A 332-nucleotide genomic window follows, 5' to 3' on the forward strand; every position below is an offset into this window, starting at 1 on the left:
TATCATCGAGGGCGGGGTGGTCACCAGCACGAATATCGAGGATGCGGAATTCACAGGGAATGACCTTGCCAGCGATATCGACGCGGTCCAGATCCCGACCGGGCCGGAGCACTGGGATGATATCGTCACGATTGCGGATACCCTGCTTAGCGAGCGGGTCAGTCGGGACCGGAAGCAGACGACCTATATCGAGGTCTGGAATGACATCGAAGACCGGATTGAGTCGCTTGAGGATGATATTCCGGACCTGATTGACCGGTATGAGCGGGTGTGTTCGAGCGTCGATGTTGACCCGGAGCTAACGGATGAGCTGTCTACGGTCGAGGCTGTGG

General features: G+C 57.5%; 1 protein-coding gene. It reads left to right on the plus strand.

Annotation, left to right across the window (positions count from 1 at the left end; translation table 11 throughout):
- The coding region (locus tag EXE44_RS20520) for a hypothetical protein (RefSeq protein WP_158293518.1) at nt 1-332 on the plus strand (332 nt) is incomplete at both ends.

It is taken from the genome of Halorubrum sp. SS7, from assembly GCF_005435055.1.
Classification (GTDB): Archaea; Halobacteriota; Halobacteria; order Halobacteriales; family Haloferacaceae; genus Halorubrum; species Halorubrum salinarum.